This window comes from Flavobacterium soyae (assembly GCF_021245985.1).
GTDB lineage: Bacteria > Bacteroidota > Bacteroidia > Flavobacteriales > Flavobacteriaceae > Flavobacterium > Flavobacterium soyae.
Genome location: NZ_JAJQXA010000010.1, coordinates 168067 through 191941 on the forward strand (window position 1 = coordinate 168067; position 23875 = coordinate 191941).

Here is a 23875-nt window from a genome sequence, read left to right on the forward strand (position 1 = left end):
TTTATACTTTTTCTTTCTTCTTTTCTTTTGCTTCATTCTTTTCTATAACCTTAAAAATTTCTTCTGCTAATCTTTGAATAACCGGCATGCTAACCGAATTTCCAGCTTGTTTATATAAGCTTGAATTTGAAATTGCAGGCAGTTTATAATCATCAGGAAAGCCCTGAAGTCTGAAACATTCTCTTGGAGTTAGTTTTCTAAAGCCAAAATCGGTTGTAATGATCGGAACGTTGTGTCCGCCCGTTCCCATATTGGCTGTCAGCGTAGGGCATAAGCCTGATTTGTTTTCTCTAACATATTGTCTTCTAAATTGATAGATGTGATTCTTGTCTACAACCGCTTCCTTCAATTTGTTGTACATGTACTTCTCCTCGCCATAATAAAATTTATCAGAAACTTTTTCTGTAATAATTAAATCTTTAATAGACTTCGTTAATTGTTCCTTTTCGGGGAATTTAAACTTGAAACTTTTATTATTTAAGAAGTTTTTATCAAAAGCAATCATGAAAAGCCGCTCTCTGTTATGAGGAGTATTTCCAAAATCTTTGGTATTTAAAATAGAACTGTCAAAAGTATAGTTGCGTTTTTTTATTTCACTTTTTATAACTTTTAATGTGTTCCCTTTATCGTGACTTTTTAGATTTTTTACATTTTCAAGAAAAACCACTTTAGGCCTGATTTCGTCAATGAAATCCAGAATTTTAAAAAAATGATTTCCCCTTCGGTCGTCAAAACCTTTTCTGTGGCCGGCCAGCGAAAATGGCTGGCAGGGAAAACCAGCAGTTAAAATATCCACTTGTTCAAGAGTTGCCGCGTCAAGTTCCATTACATCACCTTCAATAAGATTATGTTTGAAATTGTTTCTATAGGTAACGCAGGCTTTTTTGTCAAACTCATTAGCCCATTTCAAATTAAAACCAGCTTTTTCAAAACCTAAACATATACCGCCTACGCCTGCATACAAACTTCCAACTGTATATTTATTTTTCATTTATTAATTGCTGTTTTTGACTCAAAAAAAGTCTTAAGATCTTTTACTGTAAATTTGTTGAATGCAAATATATTAATTCAGAAATATTTGATTGTTCTTCAAAATCGAAAAAATGAGGTCTATTGTTTTTTTTAACTCCCTAAAATTACAGTTCTTTCTGACTTATTGAAATTTAGGGCATTTTTTCTAAAAAAAATATTACATAAGAATATTCTTGTATTTTTAAAAATTTATAAAAAGCCATAAATGATATGTAAAAGAAGCGATTTGCATAATAAACATTTGAAATTCAGCGTTTAATAGTTAGATTTTTTCTTGCAGTTAATCGATGATTTAAGTAGTTAATCTATGTTTTAAATCTAAATTTATTTACCTTTAGATTTGAATTGTATTATAATACATATATTAATTTTACATCACTTTATTGCTTATAAAGTTGCTTTTTTGTAAAAATCGTATATTTTTGCCAAAGAATTTCCTTTTAGAAATCATTTTAGTGATGTGTTTCTAACAAATATTTGCCAGTAGTATAGTATGTTGAATTTCAGCACGTTGAATTTATGAAGATAATAAGAATTATTTTTTTAGCATTTTTTTTAATTGTATCGAATGCGTCGGTTATTTTAGCTAGTACGCCGCCGCCGCCGTCAACGGCTAAATCTGCAGCTACGACTGCTGATGAAGATGATATACCGCCTCCGGGACTGCCTATTAATGAGCATATACCGTATTTGCTGGCAGGAGGATTTATTTTAGGAATGACAATTATATACCGAAATAAAATAAAAAAAGCTTCAGTTTAAACTGAAGCTTTTTTTATGCGTTAACTTTTTCGGATTATTTATTTATAGAATAAAGTCTTGAAATGTATTTTCCAACAACATCAAATTCTAAATTTATTTTAGTGCCAACTTTGAAATCTTTAAAATTGGTGTTTTCAAAAGTATACGGGATTATCGAAACACTAAATTCGTTTGTTTTAGAATTTACGACAGTTAGACTAACGCCGTTTACGGTAATAGACCCTTTTTCAATTGTAATATTGTTTAGGTTTTGGTCGTATTCAAAAGTATAATTCCAGCTTCCGTTTGCTTCTTCAATTTTTGTACATATTCCGGTTTGGTCTATGTGGCCCTGAACAATATGTCCGTCAAGACGGTCACCAAGTTTCATTCCTCTTTCTAAGTTTACAATATCATTGGCTTTCCAATCCCCAATATTGGTTTTTAAAATCGTTTCTTCAATAGCTGTAACGGTATAAAATGAATCCTTTATAGCAACGACTGTAAGGCATATTCCGTTATGAGAAACGCTTTGGTCGATTTTTAATTCGTTAGTGATCGATGACTCAACAGTAACATGCAGATTGTTTTTGTCTTTTTGTATTTCGTGGATTCTTCCAAGGGTTTCAATAATTCCTGTAAACATTGTAGTTTTATTTTACTAAATTTGCACATCAAAATTAGTAATAAATAAGCTGAGCTCATGAATAAAAAAGCAGAAAATATAATTGTTGGAATTTCAGTTGGAGATTTAAACGGTATTGGAAGCGAAGTTATACTAAAAACATTCGAAGATTCCAGAATGTTAGAATTGTGTACACCAGTTATTTTTGCAAATGCTAAAATTCTTTCTTTCGTAAAAAAAAGCTTTACTTCGACTGTGCAGTTTCACGGTGTAGATAAGCTGGATCAGATTATTCCGGGGAAAGTAAATGTCTTTAATCTTTGGAGAGAAGGAGTCGATATTAAATTAGGAACAAATGATGAGAAAATTGGCGAGTATGCGATCAAATCATTTGTTGCAGCTACTAAGGCTTTAAAAGATGGGGGGATTGATGTTTTGGTTACAGCACCAATCAATAAATATAATATCCAGTCAGAAGAGTTTAAATTTCCGGGACACACAGATTATCTGGATCAGGAATTAGAAGGAAATGCGCTGATGATGATGGTTCAGGATAATTTAAGAGTTGGTTTGTTAACAGATCATGTGCCGTTAAATGAAGTTTCATCTCATTTGACAGAAGAATTAATTACCAGAAAAATCGAAACAATCAGAAAATCCCTTATTCAGGATTTTAGTATAGTAAAACCAAAAATTGCAGTTTTAGGGGTAAATCCTCATAGCGGAGACGGTGGAGTTATTGGAAAAGAGGAAGATTTGATCCTAAAACCGGTTTTGAAGAAAATATTTGACAGTGGTACGATGGTTTTTGGTCCATTTTCTGCCGATGGATTTTTTGGAAGCGGTCAATATGAGAAATATGATGCTATTGTAGCAACGTATCACGATCAGGGATTGATCCCGTTTAAAACGCTTTCATTTGGAAAAGGAGTTAATTATACGGCAGGGTTAAATAAGGTTAGGACATCGCCAGATCATGGAACAGCATACGATATTGCCGGAAAAGACATGGCCGATTTTAATTCGTTTAAAGAAGCAGTTTACCTTGCACTAGATATTTTTCGCTCTCGTAATCAGTATGAGGAGATTAGCGAAAAACCTCTTAAAATAAAAGAAAAACAGTTATAAACAAAAAAAGGTGAATAAGATTATTAGATTTACAATAATTTTATATCTTTGCACCCCAATTCAGATATGTAGTTTTGTATTTGAATTAAACAAATTGATGTTGAAATGAGCAAATCAAAAGAATTTTTAATTCCTTTTATAGGGTTAAAGCTGGGAAAACACCATTTTGAGTATCAAATAAATAACACGTTCTTTAAGGACTTTGACTATGATGAGTTTCAAAGTTCAGATATTAAAGTGAATTTGGTTTTCGATAAGAAAAGCAATATGTTAGAGTTAGAATTTAAACACAAAGGAACCGTAAATGTGCCTTGTGATTTGACCGGCGAAGATTTTGATTTACCTATAAAGGGAAAAATGAAGTTAATTGTTCGTTTTGGAGATGAATTCAATAATGATAATGAAGAATTGTTGATTTTGCCGCATGGAGAACATGAATTAGATGTGTCACAATACATTTATGAAATGATTGCGCTTTCGGTGCCTCAAAAAAGAATTCATCCTGGCGTTAAAGACGGTACATTACAAACCGAAGCTTTAACAAAGTTGAATGAATTAAGTGTAAAAGAACAAAAGGAAGAGAGTAATAAAGAAGAAGATATTGACCCGCGTTGGGAAAAATTAAAGAAACTATTAACGGATAAATAATATAGTAAAATGGCACATCCTAAGAGAAAAACCTCGAAAACAAGAAGAGATAAGAGAAGAACACATTATAAAGCTACTGTAGCTCAAATCGCTACATGTCCTATCACTGGTGAAGCACATTTATACCACAGAGCTTATTGGCACGAAGGTAAAATGTACTACAGAGGGCAAGTTGTTATCGATAAATCTGAAGCGGTTGCTTAATACGTTTTTGTAAGTTATACTAGAACTCTCACATAGTGAGAGTTTTTTTTGTTGGTTATAATTTTTGCTTTTTAAGAAAATACACGCAAATTCGTTACATTTTTTTTTGTAATTTTCGAGTCTTTTAAAAATTTTTCAAATAATAATATTTGAAAGGAAATAATAGAATATAATGAATACAATCACAGCCGCAATTACCGCTGTTGGAGCTTATGTACCAGACTTTGTACTTTCTAACAAAGTATTGGAAACAATGGTAGATACCAATGACGAATGGATTACCACTCGTACCGGAATTAAAGAAAGAAGAATTCTTAAAGATGCTGACAAAGGAACATCTTACCTTGCCATACAAGCAGCAAAAAATTTAATAGCAAAAGCAAATATAGATCCGCTGGAGATAGATATGATTATCATGGCGACAGCAACACCAGATATGCTGGTGGCTTCTACAGGAGTTTATGTTGCAACAGAAATTGGAGCAACAAATGCATTTGCATACGATTTGCAGGCGGCTTGTTCAAGTTTCTTATACGGAATGTCAACTGCTGCGGCTTATGTACAATCTGGAAGATATAAAAAAGTACTATTAATAGGTGCAGATAAAATGTCGTCAATTGTAGATTATACAGACAGAGCAACTTGTATTATTTTTGGTGATGGGGCAGGAGCTGTTTTGTTTGAGCCAAATTATGAAGGTTTAGGTTTACAGGATGAATATTTAAGAAGTGATGGTGTAGGACGTGATTTTCTTAAAATACCTGCGGGAGGATCTTTAATCCCAGCTTCAGAAGAGACTGTAAAAAACAGACAGCACAATATAATGCAAGATGGTAAAACAGTATTTAAATATGCTGTAACTAATATGGCTGATGCCAGCGAATTAATTTTGCAAAGAAATAATTTAACGAATCAGGACGTTGATTGGTTAGTGCCGCACCAGGCAAACAAACGCATCATCGATGCTACTGCAGGAAGACTTGAACTTGAAGAGTCTAAAGTACTAGTTAATATCGAAAAATACGGTAATACAACTTCAGGAACATTACCTTTGGTACTTAGCGATTTTGAACATCAATTCAAAAAAGGAGATAATATTATTTTAGCTGCATTTGGAGGAGGATTCACTTGGGGATCTATTTACCTGAAATGGGCTTACGATAAAAAATAAATTAAAACTAAAAACGAATCATTATGGATTTAAAAGAAATTCAAAACCTAATCAAATTTGTAGCAAATTCGGGAGTTGCGGAAGTGAAGTTAGAAATGGATGATGTAAAAATCACGATCAGAACAACTTTAGAAGGAAATGTTACAGAGACTACTTATGTACAGCAATTACCAGCTCAGGCTGCATTGCCGCAAGCTGCGCCGCAAGTTACAGCTCCAATAGTTGTAAATACAGCTGCTGAAACTCAGGCTCCTGCTGCTGCTGACTCTAAATATGTTACTATAAAATCTCCAATTATTGGAACATTCTATAGAAAACCATCTCCAGATAAACCAGTTTTTACAGAAGTAGGAAGCACTATCGCAAAAGGGGATGTTCTTTGTGTAATTGAAGCAATGAAATTATTCAACGAAATCGAATCAGAAGTTTCAGGTAAAATTGTAAAAATTCTTGTTGACGATATGTCTCCAGTTGAATTTGACCAACCTTTATTCTTAGTAGATCCATCATAAATAAATTTAGATTTTAGATTTTAGATTTTAGATTGATCTGACAGAATTAATACATCAGGCATCTAAAATTATCTAATTATCAAATTGTCTAATTATCTAATTAAAATAAGATGTTTAAAAAAATATTAATTGCGAATAGAGGAGAAATTGCACTTCGTGTAATTCGTACGTGCAAGGAAATGGGGATTAAAACTGTTGCAGTTTATTCTACAGCCGATGCAGAAAGTCTGCATGTTAAATTTGCCGACGAAGCGGTTTGTATTGGTCCTCCTCCAAGTAACTTATCGTATTTAAAAATGTCAAATATTATTGCTGCTGCAGAGATTACAAATGCAGATGCAATACACCCAGGATACGGTTTCCTTTCGGAGAATGCTAAATTCTCAAAAATTTGCCAGGAGCACGGAATCAAATTTATTGGTGCGGCTCCTGAAATGATCGACAGAATGGGAGATAAAGCTTCTGCAAAAGCTACAATGAAAGCTGCAGGAGTTCCTTGTGTGCCAGGTTCAGACGGATTATTAGAATCTTACGAACATGCACAAAAAGTAGCTAAAGAAATTGGTTACCCAGTAATGATGAAAGCTACTGCAGGTGGTGGTGGAAAAGGAATGCGTGCAATCTGGAAAGAAGAAGAGCTTTTAAAAGCTTGGGAAAGTGCGCGTCAGGAAGCCGCTGCTGCTTTTGGAAATGACGGAATGTACATGGAGAAACTTATTGAAGAACCACGTCATATCGAAATTCAGGTTGTTGGAGATTCTTACGGAAAAGCGTGTCACCTTTCTGAAAGAGACTGCTCTGTGCAGCGTCGTCACCAAAAACTTACTGAAGAAACGCCTTCGCCTTTCATGACAGATGACTTACGTACAAGAATGGGAGAAGCTGCTGTAAAAGCTGCAGAATTTATTAAATACGAAGGAGCTGGAACTGTAGAATTTCTTGTAGACAAACACAGAAATTTCTATTTCATGGAAATGAATACCCGTATTCAGGTTGAGCACCCAATTACGGAACAAGTAATTGATTACGATTTAATTCGTGAGCAGATTATGGTTGCTGCCGGAATTCCAATTTCAGGAAAAAATTACTTACCAGAATTACACGCTATCGAATGCCGTATTAATGCAGAAGATCCTTATAACGATTTTCGTCCTTCACCAGGGAAAATTACTACGCTTCATATGCCGGGAGGACACGGAGTTCGTTTAGATACTCACGTTTACTCAGGATACAGCATTCCGCCAAATTACGATTCAATGATTGCTAAGTTAATTACAACAGCGCAGTCTCGCGAAGAAGCCATCAGCAAAATGCGCAGGGCTCTTGACGAATTCGTAATCGAAGGTGTGAAAACTACAATCCCTTTCCACAGACAATTAATGGATGATCCAAAATATATTGCAGGAGATTATACAACTGCATTTATGGATACTTTCAAAATGAATAGTCCAGAATAATTTAAAGGCCGTCATCGACGGTCTTTTTTATTTTAGGGATTTCTCTAAGTCAAGCCCGACAGGTTGTAAAAACCTGTCGGGTTTGTTTTATGTATCTATACATACACCAGATTAAAATCCGGCCGGCAATATAGAGCCAAAGGCTCTTTTCAAAGTTCCAAAGGAACGAATTATATTGTAGAGCTGGACTTCAGTCCAGTTTAAACAAAAGGATATTTGTTATTCCAACGGAATTTATTATTCGATAATCAAACGTTCCTACGGAACGTCTACTGATGAACCAAATTAAATTCTACCAATGAGATATTCCTATGGAATAAATAGCTTCTTATTTAAAATAGCTAAGTATACACAATAAGTGTATACTTTTTACACACTTATTCTATAAAATACACACTTTTATCCTATTTCTATTTTTGGTGCATTTTAAGTAATCCCTTTAATTTCAGGCTTTAAAGAGGTTTTAAGGTTGATACATTATTTTCGGCACAATAGTTTCTTTATCTAAAGTGTAAACAAACTATTAACTATTAAAATATACACATTATGAAAAATTTATTTTTATCAGCCGCAATTGTTTTAGGAGGTTTAACATCATTTGCTTCAACTTCTCCAATAACAAATTCTATTGTAAAAGTTGTTTCTATTGCAGATGATTACGTTGAAATTAAATTAGAAGAATTACCAGCTCCAATTACTGAAGCTTTGAAAAAAGCTTACCCTAATGCAGTAATTACTAAAGCTTACAAAAATGAAAAGTCAGAATATAAATTGGATGTAACAGTAGGCGATAAAGTAGGAAATCTTTTTGCTAATGCCGATGGAACCTGGATTAAAAAATAATCTTATGTGCTGTGAAAATCCAAATTAAGAATACTAAGATTAAGTTACGAATATTAAAAAATAATTGTCATGAAAAATTTATTTATATCAGCCGCAATCGTTTTGGGAGGTTTAACATCATTTGCTTCAACTTCGCCAATTACAAATACAATCGTAAAAGCAGTATCATTACAAGATGATTATGTAGAAATTAATGTAACAGAAGTACCGGCAGCGGTAACAGATGCACTTAAAAAAGCATATCCGGATGCAGTTCTTAGTAAAGCATACAAAAACAGTTCTTCTCAATACAAATTAGAAATAACAGTTGGAGAAAAAGCAGGCTTTCTTTATGCTAACGCAGATGGATCCTGGGTAAAAAATAAGTAAAAACTAACCCTAAAAACTATTACTATGAAAAAGCTAATCCTATCGACAGCTATTCTTTTAGGAAGTTTGTCAATACAAGCAGAAAATGCGAGCCTGACCAGCCCGGCAGTGAATTCAGTTAAATATCAAGATGATTATAAAGAAGTCGATGCTGTTCCGGCTGCGATTAAAAAATCTCTGGATGAAGCTTATCCTGGTGTAAAACTTGAAAAAGCTTATGTGAATTCAAAAAAAGAGTATAAAATTGAAATTTCAGTGAGAGGCGAAAAATCAATCGTCTACACTGATGCAGCAGGAAACATTTTAAAAAAATAACTATAAATCTTAAGTATTATGAAAAAGTTAATCTTATCAGCAGCGATTGTTTTGGGTGGTTTGTCAATTCAGGCAGCAGTTCCATCAGAATCAAATACAGTAATTAAATCAGTAAACATTCAGGATGAATATACTGAAGTTGCACCAGATGCCGTACCGGCAGCTGTAAAATCTACAATTGAAAAATCGTTTGTAGGTTCTAAACTGGAAAAAGCATGGAAAAATGCTAAGGACGAGTACAAACTTGAAATTTCAAAAGAAGGTAAGAAATATACTTTTTTTACTGATGCTTCAGGAAATATCATTAAAAAATAATTAAACACAGAGCAATATGAAAAAGTTAGCCATCTCAGCAGCTATTCTTTTAGGGAGCTTGTCAATTTCTGCAATAGCGGCGATAATTCCAAATAATGCACAAACTACAGTTTCCGTTCAGACAGAATATACTGAAATTAGCACAGATGTTGTCCCGGCAGCTGTAAAGACTGCTCTGCAAACTGCTTATCCAAATGCAAAACTGGAGAAAGCGTATGTTAATGATAAAAAAGAATATAAACTTGAAATATCAGTTGGGGACCAAAAGGCTACTGTGTATTCAGATGTCAATGGCAACTGGTTGAAGATATAATTAGGTGAAATTAGATTTATGTTTTTGGTGAAAAAGAGATTGCGCAACGCAATCTCTTTTTTTTTCGCATAATTTTAAGAAATTATAACTTTAATAGTGTTATTTTAGCAAAAAAGTCCCTCCAATCACATGTCAAAGATATTAGTAATAGAAGATGATATTTCGTTTTGCAAATTATTAGAGAAATTTCTAGTAAAAAACCAATATGAAGTAAGCATCGCTTTTTCTGCTTTAGAAGCCAGATCGGCAATCAAAAATGAATCATTCGATTTGATTTTGACAGACCTTCGTCTGCCTGATTCTGACGGAATTGTACTTATGTCTGAAATTAAAAACTCACATCCTGAAATTCCGGTAATCTTAATGACCGGATATTCTGACGTCAATACTGCCGTAAAAGCAATTAAAAATGGCGCGGCCGATTATATTTCGAAACCTTTCAATCCGGATGAAGTTTTGCTTGTAATTACAAATGCACTGCAGACTCCAGGAATCGAAGAAGAAAATGAAGTTCCGGTTAAACAAAAAAAATCGATAAAGAAACCTGTTGCTGCGGAAAATGAATTTGTACGCGGAATTTCTGTTGCTTCAAAAAAACTCTTAGATCATATTCAATTGGTAAGTCCAACAGATATGTCAGTTTTAATCATTGGTGAAAGCGGAACAGGAAAAGAAATTATTGCCAAAAGCATTCATCAGCAAAGCCAAAGAAAAAATAATAACTTTATTGCAGTAGACTGCGGAGCAATTCCAAAAGAGCTGGCGGCAAGCGAATTTTTCGGGCATTTAAAAGGATCTTTCACCGGAGCAATCAGCGACAAAATGGGGTATTTTGAAGCAGCAAACGGCGGAACTCTTTTTCTGGATGAAATAGGAAATCTTTCCTATGAAAACCAAATTCAGTTATTGCGCGCGCTTCAGGAAAGAAAAATTAAGCCTGTTGGTAGCAATAAAGAAATAAACGTCGATATCCGCATTATCACCGCTACAAACGAAGATTTACGAGAGGCAGTAAAAAACGGCGATTTCAGAGAAGATTTGTACCATAGAATCAACGAATTTTCTATTCAGTCTCCATCTTTAAAAGACCGCGATGAAGACTTAATGGTTTTTGCCGATTATTTCCTTGAAAAAGCCAATCAGCAGTTGAATAAAGAGGTAATAGGATTTTCGCCGGAAGTTGTTTCAATTTTTCAAAATTACAGCTGGCCGGGAAATTTACGTGAATTGCAAAACTGTGTAAAGCGTGCTACACTTTTAACACAAGGTGATTTTATTGAAAGTGATGTTTTGCCAATTGAATTTTTTCAGGCTCAGAAACAATCAGGTTTCAGCGGAAGTTTTTCTTTGTCAGATAATGAAAAGGAAGCTATTATTCAAGCGTTAAACAGAACGCAGAATAATAAATCTGAAGCGGCCAAACTGCTTAAAATTACCAGAAAAACACTTTACAATAAATTAAAGCACTACAATATCGATTAGATTTCTTGTTCTAAAGCAGCAAAAAGTTTGTTTGTTTTTGCTTTAAGAGCTGCATAAATATCTTTCAAGTCTGAAATTTCAAGATTATTTTGTTCCAGTGTTTTTAATATTGTGCCAATATCGCGTGCTTCTATCTGCCTGAACATTGGTGCAATACGATGTGCTATAGAATTTATTTCAGGAATGTTTTTTTCATTAACAGCATTTTCGAGCAGTTCTAAATTTTCGTTACTGCTTATTATAAAAGCTTTTAATACATCATTTAAGGCATTTCTATCATTGTGTAAAAATTCTTTTAAAGTATCTAAAGTATAAAGTTGAGAAGAAGCAGTTTCTTCAACTGTATTTATTTTTACTTTTGGCAGTGTATCATTATCCAGAATATGCTGAATCGTTTCCAGCAATATTTTAGGCGAATACGGTTTGTTTACAACTGTTGTAAAACCGGCTTCAGTATAAACGGCAGCATCTAAATCTGTTCTTCCCGTTAAGGCAATTACGGGCTGGTTTTTATAAGTACCTTTTTCAGAATTTCGAAGATTTTTTAGAAACATAAATCCGTCCATTTCCGGCATTTGAATATCAGTAATCACAAAATCAAAATTAGTGTCCTGAATGGCTTCTAATGCTTTTACAGCACTATTAAAAGATAAAACCTGATGTTCTTCCTGTCGTAAAACACCGCTGGTTAAATTAAGCAGATTAATGTCGTCGTCAATTACAATAAAAGTTTGTTTATTCGTGTTTTCTGCAATATTTCTTTTTATTTCTTCAACTGTAATTTCGCTATGATCAAAAACCAGAGGAATTTTAATTTCAAATGTACTTCCTTTTCCAAAAGTACTTTCGAGACTTATTTTCCCTCCTAAAAGCGAAACTATTTTTTGACAGATTGCAAGTCCTAAACCAGTTCCGCCGTATTTCTTTTCGATATTTTCATTCGCCTGGGCAAACTCTTCAAAAACTAATTTTTGATTGCCTTTTTCAATTCCAATTCCGGTATCTGTTATTGTAATAACATAAAAGTTTTCGTTTTCAGTTGCATAAGAACTGATTTTGATATGACCTTCTTCTGTAAATTTATAAGCGTTTCCAATAATATTGGTCAAAATTTGTTTCAGTCGAAACGGATCGCCAACAATTTTGGTATTTAGCTTTTCATCAACATTAATAATCAAATCAATGTTTTTTTGTTTGTAAACAGTCTGAATATTTTTCGCAGTATCTTCTATAATTTCAGGAAGAAAAAACGGAACTTTTTCAATTGTAATCTTTCCGGCTTCAATTCTCGAAAAATCTAATAAATCCTGAACAAGCTGCGTAATATATTCAGATGAATTTTTGATGTTTTTTACGAAATAAGACTGTTTTGTATTAATATCAGAATTGCCTAAAAGTTCAGAATAACCTACAATTGTACTCAAAGGCGTTTTTAAATCGTGGCTTACTGTTGAGATTAACTGCTCACGGCTTTTTAATAAATTCTTGGTTTTAAAATTTGCTATTTCAAGCTGTTTTTTATACAGCTGTGATTTCGAATAATCGCTCACAATTAAAATAGAAAAAAAGATCGTCAATATTAAACCAATAATCGCCGAAGCCGTTACAATCTCATTGACTTTTTTAAGTGATTTTTCTTTTAAAGAGTTATTTTTTATCGAATTGATGATAATTTCCCTTTCGATAATTCGCAATACTTTTCGAAGTTGTTCTGAGATTGCAATTTCATTTTTCAGTAATTTATTTTCCTCAAAATTCAGCGTTTCTTTTTTCTTTTCTGCTTTCAGTTTTACATTACTGAGCAGTTTTTTTGAATTGGCTAAAATAGAATCTGATGCTTTTTTACTAAGCGTGTTTGTACTGTCATCTGGAATATTCTGGTTTAAATAATCCACATATTTTTGCAGTACATTACGCTGATAACTGCCTAATTCATTTGGGTTTTTGGTAAAATCCTGAAGTTCCAGTTTTCGAAGATTAAACTCCATTTTGGTAATTTCGTCAATGGCGTTATTTACAGAAACTTCGTCTTCGGCTTTGTTTTTTATGGTTTTTAACTGTCTGATGTTTTCTGTTTTTTCAGACAACAAATAAGTAACACTGTCTAAAAGTGTTTTTTGATATTCTGTAGTAACGATTTGTTTTAAAGTGTCAATTCTTGCTTTTAAAGAATCGGTTTCAATAACATAACTTTTAAAATCGTTTTCAGAATTGGTTTGAATAGTTTTCCTTGCTAAACTCTCTGTTTTATAGACATTCGAAAACAATTTACTTACGCGGAGGATTTTGGTTTTTTCCTGGGCAATTTTGTCTTCGAGTTTATTGTAAACTACATTTTCTGAATATAGAAACCACCCCACAGTAACCACCAAAGCAAGTAATGCAACATAGCTGAATAAAACCTTAAGTGCTGTATAACTTTTTTTGCTTTCCATAAGTGTTTATTTGGCGTTTACGAAGTTCTCTTATTACAATTTACTGCAATTTATTTAAAATTTCCATCTAAGAAAAGTAAAAGCAAATCAAATATTTACATAATTCAAAGGTTTTAAAAACAAAATAGCCGCAGATTATATAAATAATACTGCGGCCAATTCTGTTTTTTATAATTCATTAAAGAGTTTCGTTTAACCATTTAAAGAATTCTCCCTGCCAAACCTGTGCATTTTGCGGTTTTAAAACCCAGTGATTTTCATCTGGAAAATACACAAAGCGGCTTTTGATACCTCTTAATTGGGCAGCCTGAAAAGCTTCTTGTCCTTGCCCAATTGGCACACGGAAATCTTTTCCTCCCTGGAAAATTAAAATAGGTTTGTTCCAGTTTTGAACCAAAGTTGCAGGATTAAAAGTAGTGTACGCTTTTTGAGCCACAGCATTATCTTTTTCCCAGTAAGGTCCGCCAAAATCCCAGTTGTTAAAGAAAACTTCTTCAGTAGTTCCTAACATTGAAACAGTATTGAAAACACCATCGTGAGCGATAAAAGTTTTAAAACGGTTTTTGTGAATTCCTGCTAAATAAAATACAGAATATCCTCCGTAGCTTGCACCAACACATCCTAAGCGGCTTTTGTCAACGTAGCTTTCTTTAGCCACATCATCAATTGCCGAAAGGTAATCGTCCATAACTTGTCCGCCCCAGTCTTTACTAATTTGTTCGTTCCATTCAACACCATGTCCCGGCATACCACGGCGGTTTGGTGCCACAACCACATAACCTTTTGCCGCCATTAAAGAGAAATTCCAACGGAAAGAATACGATTGTGTCAACGCACTTTGAGGTCCGCCTTGGCAGAATAATAAAGTTGGGTATTTTTTAGAAGCATCAAAGTTTGGAGGTAAAATAACCCAAACCAGCATTTTTTTACCATCGGTTGTAGTAACATAACGTTTCTCCGTTTTGCTTAATGCTAAAGTTTTGTACGTTTCAGTATTGATGTTTGATAATTGTTTCCAGGTATTTTTCTTCAAATTAAAAGAAAAAATCTCACCAGCACGATTCATATCCGTTCTCGTAACGATGATATCATCTCCAGAAAAACCAACTAAATCATTTACGTCAAAATCACCGTTTGTTAATTGGCGAACTTGAATTGCAATTTTAGTTAAACCAGGAAAATTTACAGAGAAAAGTTGTTTTGTCCCGTCAATTGGCGCAACAAAAAATACCGTTTTTCCGTCTTTACTCCAGATAAAATTATCTACAGTTCCGTCCCAGTTTGCTGTTAGATTAGTTTTGATTCCTTTAAACTCAACAATAATATCGTTTTTGTCTGACTCGTAACCGTCACGTTTCATTTGTAACCAAGATAAATTTCCTGTTGGAGAAAATTGCGGCGCTGTGTCATAACCTAAATTATCTTCAGTTTTATTGGTTGTTTTTTGAGTTTCTAAATTGTACTCATAAATATTGGTGTTTGTAGAAACAGCATAAGCCGTTCCTGCTTTTTTCTTGCACACATAAAAAATGCTTTTGCTGTCTGGCGACCAGATATAATCCTCATCGCCTCCAAAAGGTTTTTGCGGAGAATCAAAAGTTTCACCTTTCAAGATGTCGGTTCCTTTTGCACCGTCTTTGTTTTCTTTATAAAAAACGTGATTAAATTTTCCTTCGTTCCAAGTGTCCCAATGACGATAATCTAAACCATCATAAATCTGGGCATCAGATTTATCTAATTTTGGATAAAAATCTTTACCTAAAACTTTGTCGATTTTTACTTCTTCATTATAAACTAAATATTTTCCGTCAGGCGAAACATTTTTATCTGCTAAAACGTCTTTTGTGTCTTTAATTTCAACTGCATTTCCTCCGTTTATCGGAATGGTGTAAAATTTAGAATGAGATTTGTTTTCTTCTACAGAAGGTGTTGAAACCTTAAAAACTACATTTTTTGCATCTTTAGAAATTCCAAGCGGAGTAACCCTGCCTAATTTCCATAATAATTCCGGAGACATAACATTCTGCCCGATAGCGTTTAAACTCATCATTATTAAGGTTGTTAATAATACTTTTTTCATAATAAAAATTCTATTTTTTTGTGCGCTAAAAATACAACATTTAAACTCCAAATAGTTAAATTCCAAATTCCAAATTATTGTTAAAATTCCAAATTCCAAAACGTTGTCTTTAAAAATTTTATTCGCCACGAATTCACGAATTTTATTCTCAAAGATTATCAAAAAATAATTCGTGAATTCGTGGTTATTAAAAAAATCAACAGCAAAGTTTGGAATTTGGAATTTAAAAATTTGTAATTTAACCCAAGATTGGAATTTGAAATTTAAATATTGGAATTTAATATAGATATGGAACTAAGTTATTGGGAACTAAAAAACTGGTTCACAGATATTGATTATACAATTGTGGGCAGTGGCATTGTTGGCCTGCATACCGCTTTACGCTTACGCGAAAGATTTCCTGCCGCAAAAATTTTGGTTCTCGAAAGAGGAATGCTTCCACAAGGCGCGAGTACAAAAAATGCAGGTTTTGCCTGTTTCGGAAGTCTCTCAGAAATTTTAGATGATTTAAAAACGCATTCAGAAGAAGATGTTGCCGCACTTATCGAAAAACGCTGGAAAGGTTTGCAGCTGCTTCGAAAAAGATTAGGAGATCAGGCAATTGATTTTAAACCTCACGGCGGATATGAGTTGTTTTTGAAAGAAGATGAACTTGGGTTTAGTGAATGTATTTCGAAACTGCCTTTTATAAATGAAATTTTAAAACCGCTTTTTAAGGCCGATGTTTTTTCTAAAGAAACCGACCGATTTGGGTTTGGAAATATTCAGGATTATCTAATTTTTAATCCGTTTGAAGCACAAATTGATACCGGAAATATGGTGGAGGAATTGTTGAAGCAAGCCGTATCTGCAGATATTTTAATTCTTAATCAGCAAACCGTAACTTCTCATTCTGATGCCGGAAATCATGTTGAAGTGGTGCTGAATGATTTTAGCTTTAAAACGAATAAATTACTTTTTGCCACAAATGGTTTTGCAAATGCTTTGACAAACGGAGCAGTAAAACCTGCAAGAGCGCAGGTTTTAATTACAGAAACCATTAAAAATCTGGATATAAAAGGTACTTTTCATTTAGACCGAGGTTATTATTATTTCAGAAATATTGGCGACCGAATCCTTTTAGGCGGAGGCCGAAATCTCGATTTTGAAACAGAAACTACAACTGAATTTGGCCAGACGAAAATTGTTCAAAATAAATTGGAAGATTTACTGAAAAATGTAATTTTACCAAATCAGGATTTCCAGATTGCGCACCGTTGGAGCGGCATTATGGGAATTGGAAATAGTAAGAATCCTGTTGTTTCTCAATTGTCTGAAAACGTGTTTTGTGGAGTACGTTTAGGCGGAATGGGAGTAGCAATAGGCAGTTTAGTAGGAACAGAATTAGCAGATTTAATATAATGGCAGCACCCAAAAAACCAGCACCAAAAAAAACAACAACCACGAGTAAACCAAAATCTAAAACGTCTGCAAAGAAATCAAATCGTTCTTTTGGCGAAAAAGTAAAATGGTTTTTGATTAAAACAATGTTGTGGTTTTTTGGACTTTCGATAGGATCGGTTATATTTTTTAAATACGTTCCAGTACCATTTACTCCTTTAATGCTTATTCGCGCCATCGAAAACAAGTTAGGGGGGAAGGAAGTTTATTTTGACCACGATTGGGAACCAATTGATAAAATCTCCATGAATTTACAAAAAGCCGTAATTGCGAGTGAAGACGGAACTTTTTTAACGCATAATGGTTTTGATTTTAAAGCGCTGCAAAAAGCTTATAAAAGCAATGAACGCGGACGTCGAATTCGAGGCGGAAGCACAATTTCGCAGCAAACGGCAAAAAATGTCTTTTTATGGCAGGGAAAAAGTTATTTCCGTAAAGGTCTTGAAGCTTATTTTACTGTTTTAATTGAAATTATATGGGGCAAAGAACGTATTATGGAAGTTTATCTGAACAGTATCGAAATGGGAGACGGTGTTTATGGTGCTTATGCAGCAACAGAACATTGGTATCGTCGTGATGCGTCGAGTTTAACACCAATGCAGGCTGCAGGAATTGCTGCAATTTTACCAAATCCTAGAAAATTTAAAGCTACCGGCTCGTCAAGTTATATTAACAGGAGAAAAGAACGAATTGTTCGCGAGATGCGTTACGTGGGAAAAATAAATTACGATGGAAAGTAAAAAAACATTTTTTGCTTTTCTAATTTTGACAGCAGCGTTAACTTTTGGACAAGGAAAAACTACAGAAATAGGTTTTATATCCGATAATGATTTATACACATCATCAAAAAATGATATGTATTACACCAACGGTTTGGAGATTTTTTATCGATTTTTATCTAAGAATGAAAACGAGAAAATCAATAAAAAAATAACCGAATTTAGAATTGGGCAGTATATTTATAATCCGAGATTTATTAATAAAGAAGCAGTTCTTGAAAACGATCGCCCTTTTACAGCTTACCTTTTTGCCGAAGCCGGAAGAAGTTTTTTTTATGAAAGCGAATCGGTTTTAAAAACTGATTTTCAATTGGGTTATATGGGGCCGAATGCTTTGGGCGAAGAAACACAGGAAGGTTTTCATAAACTAATTGGATATAAAACAGTATACGGCTGGGAAAATCAGCTTCATAATGCTTTTGCGGTTCAGGCGCATGTTATGTATTCGAAGAAATTATTTCCAGCAAAACATAACGATTTTATAGATCTTCATTTTCAGTCTGAAGCCAATTTGGGAACTATTTTTACAGGAATTTCGACAGGATTTTTAACCCGAATTGGTTTTAAGAGACTGACTCCAATTTACGATTCTAATCTTCATGATGCTTCGGTAAGTGCGAATGTGCAGCCAAATATTAGAGAATTTTATTTCTACGCAATGCCAAGCGTCAATTATCAGTTTTATGATGCGACAATCGAAGGAAGTATGTTTAACGATACAAGTCCCGTAACTTTCGATTTGGTTCCGCTTCGTTTCAATGCTGAGTTTGGTTTGAAATACAGACACAACAACTTCAGTATGTCGTATTCTTTTATTTATCGTGGAAGAGAATTAGAAGGCGATGTTAATGATACGAATACTGGGTACTTTTTTGGGTCGATTCGAATGGGGTTTTTGTTGAGGTAAGGTTTTGCCACGAAGGCATTAAGACGCAAAAATTTCTTTGTTTTAAGCTGTATAATGCAATTTGATTGGATTTTACTTTTTCGGGAATGGATTGCAAATCTGTGCTGTCGATATTTTATAAAGTCCCTACGGGACAAATGTTCGTGTGTGTAATGTTTTTTTCTACAGATATGTAACTCCTAACGGAGTTTTTAAATTAGATTTCTAATAAACAGATATCATATGCAAAATTCAGCAAATATTTTTCTATCTATATTTAATTGCTACGAAATACTCCGCTAGGAGTTATATATCGGTAGACATATGTAAACCCATCCCCAAAATATCCCGTAGGGCAATGTCATTAAGTTAAGCTTTTAGAAAATAAAATTATTGCAAATCAAATCCGTGTTTATCCGCGTTTTTACGAAGTAAATCTGTTTTATCTGCGTCACAATTAGACGCTTATTTTACTGATTCGCTAAAGCGAAAACGCTGATAAAAACTGATTTTTCTAATTACTTTCTTAATTAAACTGTTAAGTAATTTTATAGATTTCCTCTTAACTTAATGACATTGTCCGTAGGGATTAAATTAATCCAAATTATAATCCATTTCTTTCGCCATCTGACCCCATTTTTTGTTGAGAAAATCTTTCGTCTGTTCTATAAAATTCGGATCTACATCTTTTAAAGTTTGTGCTTTCGGACTCAATATCGCTTTTCCATCTTCAAAATAAATATATGCATGAACGGCATTACCTCCCCAAAAGAAAGGAAAAACAATCACCTGGTTTTCTGTACTTTCAATCACGTATTTTTCTAAGCTAATGATAAAAGCAAACATTGGTATCATTTCTGTAAAATTCTGACTGAAAAACATCATTCCCCAATGCCATACTTCGGCAGCTTCATCATAATCTGAAAAAGCCATTGCTTCGGGATAATCAATCCATCCGTCAATAACTTCTTTATTAATATCGTCGTTATAGGCGCGCAGTAATTCTGGAGTTAATTCCATTTTTGAATACATTTTGCGGCTGTTCCACCATTCGGTCCAGTTTTTGTTCAATTCCGGTTCTTCAAGCGAACTGTTTAAAAACTTTTCCAGCTGTGGTTTTGTGATTTTTACTTTACAATATAATGAGCTTAATTCAGACATGATTTAGATTTTGGGTTGTACAATATTTGCTCGGTTTCTTAATGGCGATTATCGCACTGCAGATAAATTTCTTCGTTTGATTTATCAATAATTGAAATTCCAGGACATCCAAATGATTCATACAAAAAGCCGAAAACAACTTGCGGTTTATTTTTAAAAAGTTTTCCTGTCCATTGGTTAGCATCGAGTCCATCTTCATAATTAAGCGGAGAAGGAGAGCTGCCTTCGCTTTGACTGTAAAGTTTTTCAATTATGATAGCTGCAGTTTTAGAATCTGTTACTAAAAGACGTCTGGCATAAATCATTTTACGATCATCAAGATAGTCTTGTAAAAAATAATTATAACTGTCATTTTTATACAAGTACGTATTTCCGGCAACGGTATTTTTTAAAATAGTACGATCTCCATTTTTTAATGCTTTTGATGGATATTCTTTGCTGGAAATTTTCTTCCATATAATTGCCTGCAAAGGTTCTTTTGAAAACGGATTTTCTTTACCAACATATACAAATGCATCTCTGTAATATTCACTAAATCCGTTTAAATATTTTTTATTGATTTCGAAGCCAATCATATAATCATATCTTTTATAAGGCCAGTCTTCTTGAGATGAATAACCATTAAGTAATGCAGCGGCTTTTAGATTTTTTACAGAAAACGAAGCCAATTTTTTCTTACCATAATCGTATACAAATACAGAGTCGGTTTCGGAAATGTTTGTTTTAGATAAAAATCTGTTTCTGTATTTTTTTTCTAACGTAAAGTATTCGGCATTCTCAATACCTATTTTTTCTATGTTAGGCAGAGCAAGTGTATCTGAATCGGTATCATTAAGATGATAAATATCTGAAAGAGAAACAAAAGCAATATCACTGCTGTCTTTTTGCATAACCATAAATAAATTAATGCTTTCTTTTCTGGGAGCCGACTCATCTTCGATTGTATCATTTTCTACTGCTGCAGTTTTGTCTACTGCTGGGGTTTCCTGGGTTTCTATGGTTTTTTTATCGTTACAAGAAAAAAATAATAAAATTGTCGCGGCGAGTAATGTTTGTAATTTAATATTCATAAAAGTGGTATTTAAATGTACTTTTAAAATTTATAGTTGATTGTGATTACCGATTATAAATGTAAAAAAAGTTTTCACAAAACAAAGAGCATTCTTTTCTGACCTCAATAGAAAAGATACCTTTTTCTAGCTTACGGGTTTAAAATGAAGTTCAAAAAATAATGCTTAACATTTTGATAATATGGAGTGTAGTTTAAATTTTTACTTTTAATTAAAATTTAAGATTATGGAAATTAATTGGATTGTAATAGGAGTTGTAGCCGTTTTGATTATTATTTTGGTTGTGCTGACAATTAAAAAAAATCAAAAAGAGAAAAAGAAACTGACTGATTTGCTGAATAATGATTTCAAAAAAGCAAAAAAAGACAGAGTTGATGCTGAGGATTCGGCAAATGAAAAGTAGATAATGAAATCAATAAAAAAACCGTATTACTTATTTGTAATACGGTTTTTTGTGGAGAATACCGGATTAGAACCGGTCACCCTTCCGATGCATCGGGATACTCTAGCCTTTTGTTTCTATTAAGCTTTCAATGTATTTACGGCTCTTCATTTTTTTTATTTGCAACTCCCTTTTCATCGCATCGCTTCGAGTTTCAAAAGTTTCGTGATACTTTAATTCCCAATCTTTTACAACCTTAGTAAATTTACTTCGACTATTTAAATGGTCTTGCAAACGTTTCTGAATATCTTGACAAGAACCAATATAATATTTGTTAAGAGTAGCTGAATAAAGAATATAAGTATAAAACATAATGGCTATAAATAAAAATACCCGAACGTTTTTGTTCGGGTATTTTTGTTGTGATAAAATTGTAAAAAAATTGTGGAGAATATCGGATTCGAACCGATCACCTCTTGCCTGCCAGGCAAGCGCTCTAGCCAAATGAGCTAATCCCCCTTGTTTTGTGGAAAATATCCGATTCGAACCATCACCATCCCGATTTTCCATCGGGACGCTCTAGCCAAATGAGCTAATCCCCCTTGTTTTGTGGAAAATATCCAATTCGAACTATCACCATCCCGATTTTCCATCGGGACGCTCTAGCCAAATGAGCTAATCCCCCTTGTTTTGTGGAAAATATCCGATTCGAACTATCACCATCCCGATTTTCCATCGGGACACTCTAGCCAAATGAGCTAATCCCCCAAAGCGTTAACAAATAAAGTCAAATAATTTTCAAAAAACAAATTTCAGGACCTATCTGACAAAATATTTTTCAAAAGCGTAACTTTACGTTTAAAAATATTTTTATGAGTTTAGAAAATATAAAAGGATCTTTAGAGACTTCTTTTCAAAATACAATTGCCATAGTGCAGTTTGGGCATCCTGCAAGTAATTCTTTTCCACGCGAATTGTTAGATAAATTAACAACCAAAATTAATGAGTTGAGCCGAAACGAGCGTGTTTCGGTTATTATTTTAAAAAGCCAGGGCGTAAAAGCTTTTTGTTCAGGCGCTTCGTTTGATGAACTTTTGCAAGTCGAAAATGAAGAACAGGGAACGAAATTTTTCTCTGGTTTTGCACATTTACTAAATGCGATGCGCAATTGCAATAAGCTGATTATTGGCCGCGTTCAGGGAAAAGCAGTTGGCGGAGGTGTGGGAATTATTGCTGCCTGCGATTATGTTTTTGCAGCTCCTGAAAGTGATGTAAAATTGTCTGAATTAGCAATCGGAATAGGGCCTTTTGTAATCGAACCGGCTGTTTCTCGTAAAATAGGAAAAACCGCAATGGCCGAAATGACTTTGACGGCGCACGAATGGAAATCGGCAGACTGGGCTTTTCAAAAAGGACTTTATTCTGTTTTATCCAATTCAGAAAATCTGGATAATGATGTTCAGAATTTTGCCCAGAAATTAAGTTTATATAATCCGGAAGCACTTCAGGAAATGAAAAAAATTATTTGGGAAGGAACAGAACAATGGGAATCTCTGTTAATTGAACGAGCTTCAATTACAGGAAAACTGGTTTTGTCTGATTTTAGCAGAAATGCCTTGAGACAATTTAAAAAGTAAATTTTTGCCACTCTCGATAGCTATCGGGATTAAAAGAATTAAAATGATTTTTAAAATAATCCAATTAATCCTTTTAATCTGTGGCCAAATAAAAAATAACAATAAATATAAGTTTAAATGAAACTCATTTCATTATTTCAAAAAGTCGATGTTGCGGAGAAAATTAAAAACGCTCCGGACAGCAGTTATCAAATTGGAGTTTTAATTGGATCTTTTATTCCGTTCCTGTTTTTAGTAGGAATTGCTTACTGGATGTATATCAGAGCCAAAAAAAGAGACAAAAACGGTTATTAATTTGTAAATTTGCAAGCTTAAATTAATAATCGATGAGTAATATCAGAATTACAAAACAATTTAGTTTCGAAACCGGACATGCATTGTACGGTTACGACGGAAAATGCAAGAACGTTCACGGGCACAGTTATAAATTGTCGGTAACCGTTATTGGCTCGCCAATCACTGACAGGTCTAATGTGAAATTCGGAATGGTAATTGATTTTTCTGACCTAAAGAAAATTGTAAAAGAAGAAATTGTCGATCAGTTCGATCATGCAACAGTTTTTAATCAAACAACGCCGCATGTCGAATTAGCAAACGAATTAAAAAACCGCGGACATCATGTAATTTTGGTTGATTATCAGCCAACAAGTGAAAACATGGTGGTAGATTTTGCAGAAAGAATCATTGCAAGACTTCCGTCTGGAATTTCTCTTTTCTCACTTAAACTTCAGGAAACAGAATCATCATTTGCAGAATGGTACGCAAGTGATAATTTGTAAAAAAGTCAAAAGTCAAAAGTCAAAAGTTTCTAAATTATAATCTAAGAAGTCTAAGATTCTAACTATCTAAT

Annotated in this window: 27 protein-coding genes and 1 tRNA gene; 20 read left to right on the forward strand and 8 right to left on the reverse strand. The window is 33.6% G+C overall.

Going from position 1 to position 23875, the window contains the following annotated elements:
* Position 1 precedes the first annotated feature (1 nt).
* A complete protein-coding gene (gene dcm, locus LUU93_RS14275; RefSeq protein ID WP_232681816.1) occupies positions 2 to 991 on the reverse strand; it encodes a DNA (cytosine-5-)-methyltransferase in 990 nt (329 codons plus the stop codon).
* Between the two features lie 560 nt (positions 992 to 1551).
* Here dcm and LUU93_RS14280 point away from each other — a divergent pair.
* The gene (locus LUU93_RS14280) at positions 1552 to 1794 is read left to right on the forward strand and encodes a hypothetical protein (protein ID WP_232681817.1); all 243 of its coding nucleotides are present in this window, start codon (positions 1552 to 1554) and stop codon (positions 1792 to 1794) included.
* A 34-nt stretch (positions 1795 to 1828) separates the two neighbouring features.
* On the opposite strand, the gene LUU93_RS14285 is transcribed toward LUU93_RS14280, so the two are convergent.
* Complete coding sequence (locus tag LUU93_RS14285; protein ID WP_232681818.1) at positions 1829 to 2419, reverse strand: riboflavin synthase; 591 nt, start codon at positions 2417 to 2419, stop codon at positions 1829 to 1831.
* Positions 2420 to 2476: 57 nt separating this feature from the next.
* Between LUU93_RS14285 and pdxA the strand changes: the two genes are divergently transcribed.
* The 12 genes from pdxA (at position 2477) to LUU93_RS14345 (ending at position 11155) form a co-directional block, all read left to right on the forward strand.
* On the forward strand, positions 2477 to 3526 hold the full coding sequence (gene pdxA, locus LUU93_RS14290) for a 4-hydroxythreonine-4-phosphate dehydrogenase PdxA (protein WP_232681819.1): 1050 nt from the start codon (positions 2477 to 2479) through the stop codon (positions 3524 to 3526).
* Positions 3527 to 3631: 105 nt separating this feature from the next.
* Positions 3632 to 4174: a YceD family protein gene (locus LUU93_RS14295; protein WP_232681821.1), complete on the forward strand. Its 543-nt coding sequence runs from the start codon at positions 3632 to 3634 to the stop codon at positions 4172 to 4174.
* A gap of 9 nt (positions 4175 to 4183) precedes the next feature.
* On the forward strand, positions 4184 to 4378 hold the full coding sequence (gene rpmF, locus LUU93_RS14300; RefSeq protein WP_008465217.1) for a 50S ribosomal protein L32: 195 nt from the start codon (positions 4184 to 4186) through the stop codon (positions 4376 to 4378).
* Positions 4379 to 4550: 172 nt separating this feature from the next.
* Positions 4551 to 5549, forward strand: coding sequence for a beta-ketoacyl-ACP synthase III (locus LUU93_RS14305; protein WP_232681822.1), 999 nt, complete (start codon positions 4551 to 4553; stop codon positions 5547 to 5549).
* Between the two features lie 23 nt (positions 5550 to 5572).
* Positions 5573 to 6061: an acetyl-CoA carboxylase biotin carboxyl carrier protein gene (gene accB, locus LUU93_RS14310; protein ID WP_232681823.1), complete on the forward strand. Its 489-nt coding sequence runs from the start codon at positions 5573 to 5575 to the stop codon at positions 6059 to 6061.
* 110 nt (positions 6062 to 6171) lie between these two features.
* Positions 6172 to 7518, forward strand: coding sequence for an acetyl-CoA carboxylase biotin carboxylase subunit (accC, locus tag LUU93_RS14315; protein WP_232681824.1), 1347 nt, complete (start codon positions 6172 to 6174; stop codon positions 7516 to 7518).
* Between the two features lie 546 nt (positions 7519 to 8064).
* Positions 8065 to 8361, forward strand: coding sequence for a hypothetical protein (locus LUU93_RS14320; protein ID WP_232681825.1), 297 nt, complete (start codon positions 8065 to 8067; stop codon positions 8359 to 8361).
* Between the two features lie 69 nt (positions 8362 to 8430).
* Positions 8431 to 8730 carry a hypothetical protein gene (locus tag LUU93_RS14325; RefSeq protein WP_232681826.1) on the forward strand — a complete coding sequence of 100 codons (300 nt, stop codon included), beginning with the start codon at positions 8431 to 8433 and terminating at the stop codon, positions 8728 to 8730.
* A 24-nt stretch (positions 8731 to 8754) separates the two neighbouring features.
* Positions 8755 to 9045: a hypothetical protein gene (locus LUU93_RS14330; RefSeq protein WP_232681828.1), complete on the forward strand. Its 291-nt coding sequence runs from the start codon at positions 8755 to 8757 to the stop codon at positions 9043 to 9045.
* 18 nt (positions 9046 to 9063) lie between these two features.
* A complete protein-coding gene (locus LUU93_RS14335) occupies positions 9064 to 9360 on the forward strand; it encodes a hypothetical protein (RefSeq protein WP_232681829.1) in 297 nt (98 codons plus the stop codon).
* Positions 9361 to 9376: 16 nt separating this feature from the next.
* Positions 9377 to 9673 carry a PepSY-like domain-containing protein gene (locus LUU93_RS14340; protein ID WP_232681830.1) on the forward strand — a complete coding sequence of 99 codons (297 nt, stop codon included), beginning with the start codon at positions 9377 to 9379 and terminating at the stop codon, positions 9671 to 9673.
* Positions 9674 to 9802: 129 nt separating this feature from the next.
* Positions 9803 to 11155: a sigma-54-dependent transcriptional regulator gene (locus LUU93_RS14345; protein WP_232681831.1), complete on the forward strand. Its 1353-nt coding sequence runs from the start codon at positions 9803 to 9805 to the stop codon at positions 11153 to 11155.
* Here the strand turns inward: LUU93_RS14345 and LUU93_RS14350 are convergent.
* Positions 11152 to 13590, reverse strand: a complete 2439-nt coding sequence (locus LUU93_RS14350; RefSeq protein WP_232681832.1) for an ATP-binding response regulator — start codon at positions 13588 to 13590, stop codon at positions 11152 to 11154. The two genes, LUU93_RS14345 and LUU93_RS14350, sit on opposite strands and share 4 nt — an antisense overlap.
* A 178-nt stretch (positions 13591 to 13768) precedes the next feature.
* Positions 13769 to 15670: a S9 family peptidase gene (locus LUU93_RS14355; protein ID WP_232681833.1), complete on the reverse strand. Its 1902-nt coding sequence runs from the start codon at positions 15668 to 15670 to the stop codon at positions 13769 to 13771.
* A 288-nt stretch (positions 15671 to 15958) separates the two neighbouring features.
* On the opposite strand from LUU93_RS14355, the gene LUU93_RS14360 reads away from it, so the two are divergent.
* Genes LUU93_RS14360 through LUU93_RS14370 form a run of 3 tightly spaced genes read left to right on the forward strand, consistent with a single transcriptional unit; the run spans position 15959 to position 18796 of the window.
* On the forward strand, positions 15959 to 17071 hold the full coding sequence (locus LUU93_RS14360) for an NAD(P)/FAD-dependent oxidoreductase (RefSeq protein WP_232681871.1): 1113 nt from the start codon (positions 15959 to 15961) through the stop codon (positions 17069 to 17071).
* The gene (gene mtgA, locus LUU93_RS14365) at positions 17071 to 17850 is read left to right on the forward strand and encodes a monofunctional biosynthetic peptidoglycan transglycosylase (protein ID WP_232681834.1); all 780 of its coding nucleotides are present in this window, start codon (positions 17071 to 17073) and stop codon (positions 17848 to 17850) included. The genes LUU93_RS14360 and mtgA overlap by 1 nt, the downstream gene beginning before the upstream one ends.
* Positions 17840 to 18796, forward strand: a complete 957-nt coding sequence (locus LUU93_RS14370) for a lipid A deacylase LpxR family protein (protein WP_232681835.1) — start codon at positions 17840 to 17842, stop codon at positions 18794 to 18796. Before mtgA ends, LUU93_RS14370 begins: the two co-directional genes overlap by 11 nt.
* A gap of 573 nt (positions 18797 to 19369) precedes the next feature.
* Here LUU93_RS14370 and LUU93_RS14375 read toward each other — a convergent pair.
* A complete protein-coding gene (locus tag LUU93_RS14375) occupies positions 19370 to 19936 on the reverse strand; it encodes a hypothetical protein (protein ID WP_232681836.1) in 567 nt (188 codons plus the stop codon).
* 38 nt (positions 19937 to 19974) lie between these two features.
* Positions 19975 to 21006, reverse strand: coding sequence for an oxidoreductase (locus tag LUU93_RS14380; protein WP_232681837.1), 1032 nt, complete (start codon positions 21004 to 21006; stop codon positions 19975 to 19977).
* Positions 21007 to 21232: 226 nt separating this feature from the next.
* On the opposite strand from LUU93_RS14380, the gene LUU93_RS14385 reads away from it, so the two are divergent.
* Complete coding sequence (locus LUU93_RS14385; protein ID WP_232681838.1) at positions 21233 to 21409, forward strand: hypothetical protein; 177 nt, start codon at positions 21233 to 21235, stop codon at positions 21407 to 21409.
* 102 nt (positions 21410 to 21511) lie between these two features.
* Here the strand turns inward: LUU93_RS14385 and LUU93_RS14390 are convergent, their stop codons facing one another.
* Entirely contained in the window at positions 21512 to 21760 is a 249-nt protein-coding gene (locus LUU93_RS14390; RefSeq protein WP_232681839.1) for a GIY-YIG nuclease family protein, read from the reverse strand.
* Positions 21761 to 21833: 73 nt separating this feature from the next.
* Positions 21834 to 21907 (reverse strand) — tRNA-Ala (locus LUU93_RS14395).
* A gap of 353 nt (positions 21908 to 22260) precedes the next feature.
* Between LUU93_RS14395 and LUU93_RS14400 the strand changes: the two genes are divergently transcribed.
* The 3 genes from LUU93_RS14400 (at position 22261) to LUU93_RS14410 (ending at position 23804) form a co-directional block, all read left to right on the forward strand.
* Positions 22261 to 23025, forward strand: coding sequence for an enoyl-CoA hydratase/isomerase family protein (locus LUU93_RS14400; RefSeq protein WP_232681840.1), 765 nt, complete (start codon positions 22261 to 22263; stop codon positions 23023 to 23025).
* A 117-nt stretch (positions 23026 to 23142) separates the two neighbouring features.
* The gene (locus LUU93_RS14405) at positions 23143 to 23319 is read left to right on the forward strand and encodes a hypothetical protein (protein WP_232681841.1); all 177 of its coding nucleotides are present in this window, start codon (positions 23143 to 23145) and stop codon (positions 23317 to 23319) included.
* A 32-nt stretch (positions 23320 to 23351) separates the two neighbouring features.
* Positions 23352 to 23804 carry a 6-pyruvoyl trahydropterin synthase family protein gene (locus LUU93_RS14410; RefSeq protein ID WP_053473283.1) on the forward strand — a complete coding sequence of 151 codons (453 nt, stop codon included), beginning with the start codon at positions 23352 to 23354 and terminating at the stop codon, positions 23802 to 23804.
* Positions 23805 to 23875 lie beyond the last annotated feature (71 nt).

Coding starts and splice junctions, on each gene's coding strand:
- pdxA (WP_232681819.1), top strand. CDS start 2,477: ATGAATAAAAAAGCAGAAAATATAATTGTTGGAATTTCAGTTGGAGAT.
- dcm (WP_232681816.1), bottom strand. CDS start 991: ATGAAAAATAAATATACAGTTGGAAGTTTGTATGCAGGCGTAGGCGGT.
- LUU93_RS14295 (WP_232681821.1), top strand. CDS start 3,632: ATGAGCAAATCAAAAGAATTTTTAATTCCTTTTATAGGGTTAAAGCTG.
- LUU93_RS14390 (WP_232681839.1), bottom strand. CDS start 21,760: ATGTTTTATACTTATATTCTTTATTCAGCTACTCTTAACAAATATTAT.
- LUU93_RS14330 (WP_232681828.1), top strand. CDS start 8,755: ATGAAAAAGCTAATCCTATCGACAGCTATTCTTTTAGGAAGTTTGTCA.
- accC (WP_232681824.1), top strand. CDS start 6,172: ATGTTTAAAAAAATATTAATTGCGAATAGAGGAGAAATTGCACTTCGT.
- accB (WP_232681823.1), top strand. CDS start 5,573: ATGGATTTAAAAGAAATTCAAAACCTAATCAAATTTGTAGCAAATTCG.
- mtgA (WP_232681834.1), top strand. CDS start 17,071: ATGGCAGCACCCAAAAAACCAGCACCAAAAAAAACAACAACCACGAGT.
- LUU93_RS14370 (WP_232681835.1), top strand. CDS start 17,840: ATGGAAAGTAAAAAAACATTTTTTGCTTTTCTAATTTTGACAGCAGCG.
- LUU93_RS14410 (WP_053473283.1), top strand. CDS start 23,352: ATGAGTAATATCAGAATTACAAAACAATTTAGTTTCGAAACCGGACAT.
- LUU93_RS14380 (WP_232681837.1), bottom strand. CDS start 21,006: ATGAATATTAAATTACAAACATTACTCGCCGCGACAATTTTATTATTT.
- LUU93_RS14375 (WP_232681836.1), bottom strand. CDS start 19,936: ATGTCTGAATTAAGCTCATTATATTGTAAAGTAAAAATCACAAAACCA.
- LUU93_RS14320 (WP_232681825.1), top strand. CDS start 8,065: ATGAAAAATTTATTTTTATCAGCCGCAATTGTTTTAGGAGGTTTAACA.
- rpmF (WP_008465217.1), top strand. CDS start 4,184: ATGGCACATCCTAAGAGAAAAACCTCGAAAACAAGAAGAGATAAGAGA.
- LUU93_RS14385 (WP_232681838.1), top strand. CDS start 21,233: ATGGAAATTAATTGGATTGTAATAGGAGTTGTAGCCGTTTTGATTATT.
- LUU93_RS14305 (WP_232681822.1), top strand. CDS start 4,551: ATGAATACAATCACAGCCGCAATTACCGCTGTTGGAGCTTATGTACCA.
- LUU93_RS14325 (WP_232681826.1), top strand. CDS start 8,431: ATGAAAAATTTATTTATATCAGCCGCAATCGTTTTGGGAGGTTTAACA.
- LUU93_RS14405 (WP_232681841.1), top strand. CDS start 23,143: ATGAAACTCATTTCATTATTTCAAAAAGTCGATGTTGCGGAGAAAATT.
- LUU93_RS14340 (WP_232681830.1), top strand. CDS start 9,377: ATGAAAAAGTTAGCCATCTCAGCAGCTATTCTTTTAGGGAGCTTGTCA.
- LUU93_RS14400 (WP_232681840.1), top strand. CDS start 22,261: ATGAGTTTAGAAAATATAAAAGGATCTTTAGAGACTTCTTTTCAAAAT.
- LUU93_RS14355 (WP_232681833.1), bottom strand. CDS start 15,670: ATGAAAAAAGTATTATTAACAACCTTAATAATGATGAGTTTAAACGCT.
- LUU93_RS14335 (WP_232681829.1), top strand. CDS start 9,064: ATGAAAAAGTTAATCTTATCAGCAGCGATTGTTTTGGGTGGTTTGTCA.
- LUU93_RS14280 (WP_232681817.1), top strand. CDS start 1,552: ATGAAGATAATAAGAATTATTTTTTTAGCATTTTTTTTAATTGTATCG.
- LUU93_RS14285 (WP_232681818.1), bottom strand. CDS start 2,419: ATGTTTACAGGAATTATTGAAACCCTTGGAAGAATCCACGAAATACAA.
- LUU93_RS14345 (WP_232681831.1), top strand. CDS start 9,803: ATGTCAAAGATATTAGTAATAGAAGATGATATTTCGTTTTGCAAATTA.
- LUU93_RS14350 (WP_232681832.1), bottom strand. CDS start 13,590: ATGGAAAGCAAAAAAAGTTATACAGCACTTAAGGTTTTATTCAGCTAT.
- LUU93_RS14360 (WP_232681871.1), top strand. CDS start 15,959: ATGGAACTAAGTTATTGGGAACTAAAAAACTGGTTCACAGATATTGAT.